Source organism: Stenotrophomonas sp. 22692, from assembly GCF_052045015.1.
Classification (GTDB): domain Bacteria; phylum Pseudomonadota; class Gammaproteobacteria; order Xanthomonadales; family Xanthomonadaceae; genus Stenotrophomonas; species Stenotrophomonas geniculata.
Genome location: NZ_JBQEMR010000071.1, coordinates 1 through 5,793 on the forward strand (window position 1 = coordinate 1; position 5,793 = coordinate 5,793).

The 5,793-nt window shown below is 67.5% G+C and carries 5 protein-coding genes; 4 read left to right on the forward strand and 1 reads right to left on the reverse strand.

Going from position 1 to position 5,793, the window contains the following annotated elements:
• The first annotated feature begins 444 nt into the window (after positions 1-444).
• Positions 445-2,337, forward strand: a complete 1,893-nt coding sequence (gene htpG, locus ACTJJM_RS20985; protein ID WP_043402584.1) for a molecular chaperone HtpG — start codon at positions 445-447, stop codon at positions 2,335-2,337.
• 168 nt (positions 2,338-2,505) lie between these two features.
• Here htpG and ACTJJM_RS20990 read toward each other — a convergent pair whose 3' ends face one another.
• Positions 2,506-2,805, reverse strand: a complete 300-nt coding sequence (locus ACTJJM_RS20990) for a hypothetical protein (protein ID WP_053442829.1) — start codon at positions 2,803-2,805, stop codon at positions 2,506-2,508.
• A gap of 129 nt (positions 2,806-2,934) precedes the next feature.
• On the opposite strand from ACTJJM_RS20990, the gene ftsY reads away from it, so the two are divergent.
• From ftsY to ACTJJM_RS21005, 3 genes are all read left to right on the forward strand, one after another.
• Positions 2,935-4,251: a signal recognition particle-docking protein FtsY gene (ftsY, locus tag ACTJJM_RS20995; RefSeq protein ID WP_109814988.1), complete on the forward strand. Its 1,317-nt coding sequence runs from the start codon at positions 2,935-2,937 to the stop codon at positions 4,249-4,251.
• Positions 4,252-4,334: 83 nt separating this feature from the next.
• Positions 4,335-5,459 carry an A/G-specific adenine glycosylase gene (gene mutY / locus ACTJJM_RS21000; RefSeq protein ID WP_126560771.1) on the forward strand — a complete coding sequence of 375 codons (1,125 nt, stop codon included), beginning with the start codon at positions 4,335-4,337 and terminating at the stop codon, positions 5,457-5,459.
• Between the two features lie 5 nt (positions 5,460-5,464).
• Entirely contained in the window at positions 5,465-5,734 is a 270-nt protein-coding gene (locus ACTJJM_RS21005) for an oxidative damage protection protein (protein ID WP_019661206.1), read from the forward strand.
• Positions 5,735-5,793: the final 59 nt, after the last annotated feature.

Here is a 5,793-nt window from a genome sequence, read left to right on the forward strand (position 1 = left end):
CCGCATCCATGCGGCTCACGCCCCCTCAACCGGACCCACCCCGCCTTCGACAGTTTCTCGCCATCTGTCGGTAGATCCACGCCATGCGTGGATGAACATCTGTCAGATATCGAAGGATTTGAATGAAATCAGGAAGCCGCCGTTGCGACCGTCACCGGGAGCCTGTCAGAGGCGGGGCGGTGTGGGTTGGCAGGACCGTTGGCGCCATGGATGGCGCCATCGAGCCCCCAAGGACGGGTTTACGGCGTGTCCTGCCAACCCACACCGCCCCGCCATCCCACGGAATGCCCGCTCTTGCCGTTGCTGTTGCAGTTGCAGTTGCCTTGGCCTCTGCGGGTGCAGGGCGCCGCCCTGCCCGACCAACCCCTTGATTTCGGGACAATCATCCCTACCCCTTGGCGAGGCCGCACGCGCTGGCGCGGCATTGCACATGGAGCCCTATCGATGACCGACACCATCCAGACCGAAACCCTTGGCTTCCAGACCGAAGTCAAGCAGCTGCTGCAGCTGATGATCCACTCGCTGTACTCCAACAAGGAGATCTTCCTGCGCGAGCTGGTCTCCAACGCCGCCGACGCCGCCGACAAGCTGCGCTTCGAGGCCCTGACCCAGCCGGCCCTGCTGGAAGGCGACAGCGAACTGCGCGTGCGCGTCAGCTTCGATCCGACCGCCCACACCATCACCATCGAAGACAACGGCATCGGCATGAGCCGCGCCGAAGCCATCGCCCACCTGGGCACCATCGCCAAGTCGGGCACCGGCGACTTCCTGCGCCAGCTGTCCGGCGACCAGAAGAAGGATTCGCAGCTGATCGGCCAGTTCGGCGTCGGCTTCTACAGCGCCTTCATCGTCGCCGACGAAGTCGAAGTGACCTCGCGCCGCGCCGGCCTGGCCGCAGCCGAAGGCGTGCGCTGGACCTCGCGTGGCGAAGGCGATTTCGAGGTCGCCACCATCGACAAGGCCGAGCGCGGCACCCGCATCGTCCTGCACCTGAAGGAGGGCGAGCACGACTTCGCCGATGGCTGGCGCCTGCGCAGCATCCTCAAGAAGTACTCGGACCACATCGGCCTGCCGATCCAGATGCCGAAGGAAGGTGGCGAAGAAGGCGCTGCGGTCGAATGGGAGACCGTCAACCGCGCCAGCGCGCTGTGGACCCGCCCGCGCACCGAAATCAGCGACGCCGAATACACCGAGTTCTACAAGCATGTGGCGCACGACCATAGCGACCCGCTGGCGTGGAGCCACAACAAGGTCGAAGGCAAGCTGGAGTACACCTCGCTGCTGTACGTGCCCGGCCGCGCGCCGTTCGACCTGTACCACCGCGACGCGCCCAAGGGCCTGAAGCTGTACGTGCAGCGCGTGTTCGTGATGGACCAGGCCGAGCAGTTCCTGCCGCTGTACCTGCGCTTCATCAAGGGCGTGGTCGATTCCAACGACCTGTCGCTGAACGTCTCGCGCGAGATCCTGCAGTCCGGCCCGGTCATCGATTCGATGAAGGCGGCGCTGACCAAGCGCTCGCTGGACATGCTGGAGAAGCTGGCCGCCGACAAGCCGGAGCAGTACGCCACGTTCTGGAAGGAATTCGGCCAGGTGCTGAAGGAAGGCCCGGCCGAGGACTACAACAACCGCGAGAAGGTGGCCGGCCTGCTGCGCTTCGCCTCCACCCGCGGCGAGGCCGATGCGCAGACCGTGTCGCTGGCCGATTACATCGGCCGCATGACCGAAGGCCAGGACAAGATCTATTACCTGACCGGCGAGAGCTACAGCCAGGTGCGCAACAGCCCACACCTTGAAGTGTTCCGCAAGAAGGGCGTGGAAGTACTGCTGCTGACCGACCGCATCGACGAGTGGCTGATGGGCTACCTGACCGATTTCGACGGCAAGGGCTTCGTCGACATCGCCCGTGGCGACCTCGACCTGGGCGCGCTGGAAACCGAAGCGGACAAGCAGGAGCAGGAAGCGGCAGCGAAGGACAAGCAGGGCCTGGTCGAGCGCCTGAAGACGGTGCTGGGCGATGACGTGGCCGAAGTGCGCGTGTCGCACCGCCTGACCGATTCGCCGGCGGTGCTGGCCATCGGCGAACAGGACCTGGGCCTGCAGATGCGCCAGATCCTGGAAGCCAGTGGGCAGAAGGTGCCGGACAGCAAGCCGGTACTGGAGATCAACCCGGGTCATCCGCTGATCGCCAAGCTGGATGCCGAAGCCGACGGCGCACGTTTCGACGACCTGGGCCGGGTGCTGTTCGACCAGGCCGCACTGGCCGCCGGCGACAGCCTGAAGGACCCGGGCGCCTATGTGGCGCGCCTGAACAAGCTGCTGCTGGAGCTGTCGGCCTGATCGAGGCGGTGGTCGCCGGGCATGGCCCGGCGGTGCCTTGGTAGAGGCCCACCTTGGTTGGCGCCCCAATAGCGTGCCAACCAAGGTTGGCACCTACCAGGGCGGGTCAAGCATGCCAACCAGGGTTGGCACCCACCAGGGGCGGCGGTTCGCGCTTGCCGAGGGGGTTCAGGCTTCGCGATCCAGCAGCGAGCCCAGCATCTGGTCCTGGCGGCGGATCACCGTGGCATTGGCGGCGAAGGCCACCACCTCGGCTTTCGCCGCCAGCAGATCACCCAGCGGTGCGCGGGTATCGGCGCCAATGGACGTCACCGAAGCCTGCACCCCGCCCTGCTCCACCGCACTACGCTGCAGCTGCAGGCGTTGGGCATCGGGAGTCGCCAGGTTGGCCACGTTGTGCGCGGCCACCTGCACGCCCTGCTGGGCCGCACGCATCCCGCCGAGGGCGATTCCCATCACGTTGTTCATGGCGGTCTCCGGGCCGCACTGCGCAGCCCTCCGGACCGGTTAACGGCCGGCAGGCCGCGACCTTGAGTCCACATCGGCCCGACAGGCCCGAGTGGTAGCATATCCCTCTGATTTCAGCGCCTTTTGCCAATGCTCAGTTTTTTCCGCCGCAAGAAGCCCCAGGATGCCCCCGCAGCGGAGGCACCCAAGACCCAGCACTACTCGGCTGAAGAGCTGGCGGCGGCGTTCCCGTCGGCCGCACCGGTCGAGGACAAAGAGCCTGCACCGGTAGCCGTACCGGCCGCGCCTGCGCCGGTCGAGCCGCCGCCGGTAGCCGTCGTTCCGGTCGCTGTCGAGCCTACCCCTGTGGTTCCGGCGCCGGTCGTTCCCGCTCCGAGCGCTCCGCAACCGGCTGCCCGGATCGACGTCGCCCCGGTGGCGGCCCCGGCCATCGAACCGGCACCCGCACCACTGCCTGAGCCCACCCCGGCACCGGTCACCGACGACCTGCCTGCCGCCGCCTCGGTTGACGCCGTTCCGGCGCCTGCCGGCAAGCCCGGCTGGCGCGAACGCCTGCGCAACAGCGTCATCGCGCGCAGCTTCGGTGGCCTGTTCTCGCGCAACCCCAAGCTCGACGACGACCTGCTGGACGAGCTGGAAACCGCACTGATCACCGCCGACGTCGGCGTGGGTGCCACCACTGATCTGGTCGAGGGCCTGCGCAAGCGCATGAAGTCGCGCGAGTTCGCCGACGCCAATGCACTGCTGGCCGCGCTGCGCGCCGAGCTGATCGCAATCCTGCAGCCGGTGGCCAAGCCGCTGGTGATCGACCGCAACGCCAAGCCCTTCGTGGTGCTAACCGTCGGCGTGAACGGCGTTGGCAAGACCACCACCATCGGCAAGCTGGCCAAGCGCTTCAAGGACGAGGGCCACAGCCTGATGCTGGCCGCCGGTGACACCTTCCGTGCCGCCGCCGTGGCCCAGCTGCAGGCCTGGGGCGAGCGCAACGGCGTGGCGGTGGTCGCGCAGGGGCAGAACGCCGATGCCGCTTCGGTGGCGTTCGACGCGCTGCAGGCCGGCAAGGCCCGTGGTACCTCGGTGCTGATCGCCGACACCGCCGGCCGCCTGCACACCCAGTCCGGCCTGATGAACGAGCTGGGCAAGATCCGCCGCGTGCTGGGCAAGATTGATCCCACCGCACCACACGAAGTGCTGATGGTGATCGACGGCACCACCGGCCAGAACGCGCTGTCGCAGCTGCGCCAGTTCAATGCCGCGGTGAACGTGACCGGCCTGGTGGTGACCAAGCTGGACGGCACCGCCAAGGGCGGTGTGGTGTTCGCGCTGGCCCGCGAGTTCGGCATTCCGATCCGTTTCGCCGGCATCGGCGAGCGCCCGGAAGACCTGCGCGTGTTCGACCCGGAAGCCTTCGTCGACGCCCTGCTGCCCGAAGCGCTGGGCGCCTGATACACCCGTGCAACCAGCCATGGGGCTGCTCTACTGCAGCCTGGTAGAGCCCCCCCACGGGTGGCTGCCTCTCTGGAACACCGATGCCTCGCCAGCCGCACGCCAGCGCCAGCACTGCCCAGGAAGACGGTTTCGTCGTCCGCCTGGTGCACTGGTTCGACGACCACGGTCGCCACGACCTGCCCTGGCAGCACCCGCGCAGCCCCTATCGGGTGTGGTTGTCGGAAATCATGCTGCAGCAGACCCAGGTGGCCACGGTCATCCCGTACTTCCAGCGGTTCCTGCAGCACTTCCCGACCCTGCCCGACCTTGCCGCCGCCAGCAACGACGCGGTGATGGCGCAGTGGGCCGGGCTCGGCTACTACGCCCGCGCACGCAACCTGCATGCCGCCGCAAAGCGCTGCGTGGAACTGCATGACGGCGACCTGCCGCGAGATTTCGATGCACTGCACGCCCTACCCGGCATCGGCCGCAGCACTGCCGGCGCGATCCTCAGCCAAGCCTGGAACGACCCGTTCGCGATCCTGGATGGCAACGTCAAGCGCGTGCTGAGCCGTTACCACGGCATCGACGGGTTTCCCGCCCTGCCGGCCATCGAGAAGCAGTTGTGGGCCATCGCCGAGGCGCACGTTGCGCAGGTCCCGGCCGGGCGCATGGCCGATTACACCCAGGCGCAGATGGATCTGGGCGCCACCGTCTGCAGTCGGGCCAAGCCGACATGCGTGATCTGCCCGCTGCAGGACAACTGCGTGGCACGCCGCGAAGGCCGCACCGCTGAGTTACCGACGCCCAAGCCCAGCAAGACCCTGCCCGAACGCGAAGCGGTCGCCCTGCTGTTGCGCGACGCCCAGCAGCGCGTGCTGCTGCAGAAGCGGCCGGATACTGGCATCTGGGCGCAGCTGTGGACGCTGCCGCAGGCCGAGACGGGCAGCGACCTGCAGGACTGGTTCGACACACATGTGGACGGCTCGCTGGAAGATGCCGACGAACTGCCGGTGCTGCAGCACACCTTCAGCCACTACAAGCTGCATCTGCAGGTACTGTCGCGGCAGGTACACGGCCTGCGCGTGGAAGAACCCACGCTGCGCTGGGTGGCTGCCGACGAACTGCCCGCGCTGGGCCTTCCGGCGCCGATCCGCAAGCTGCTCGACGGCGCCACGATCAAGACGCCGAAACGAACCTCCAAGAAATCCCGCAACCACGAGTGAGTGCCATGCCCCGAACCGTCTTCTGCCAGTACGAACAACGCGATGCCGAGGGCCTGGACTTCGTGCCCTACCCCGGTGAGCTGGGCCAGCGCATCTTCAACAACATCGGCAAGCAGGCCTGGGCCGCGTGGCTGGCGCACCAGACCATGCTGATCAACGAGAACCGGCTGTCACCGCGCACGCCGGAGCATCGCGCGTTCCTTGAAGGCGAACTGGTCAAGTTCCTGTTCGAGAAGGACGCGGAGAAGCCCGCAGGCTTCGTTCCGGAAGCCTGACCTGCCGGTAGCGGGGGGGGGGGGGGGGGGGGGGGGGGGGGGGGGGGGGGGGGGGGGGG

Excerpts from the sequence above, each read along its gene's own strand:
- ACTJJM_RS21005 (WP_019661206.1), top strand. The coding sequence starts at position 5,465 with ATGCCCCGAACCGTCTTCTGCCAGTACGAACAACGCGATGCCGAGGGC.
- htpG (WP_043402584.1), top strand. The coding sequence starts at position 445 with ATGACCGACACCATCCAGACCGAAACCCTTGGCTTCCAGACCGAAGTC.
- mutY (WP_126560771.1), top strand. The coding sequence starts at position 4,335 with ATGCCTCGCCAGCCGCACGCCAGCGCCAGCACTGCCCAGGAAGACGGT.
- ACTJJM_RS20990 (WP_053442829.1), bottom strand. The coding sequence starts at position 2,805 with ATGAACAACGTGATGGGAATCGCCCTCGGCGGGATGCGTGCGGCCCAG.
- ftsY (WP_109814988.1), top strand. The coding sequence starts at position 2,935 with ATGCTCAGTTTTTTCCGCCGCAAGAAGCCCCAGGATGCCCCCGCAGCG.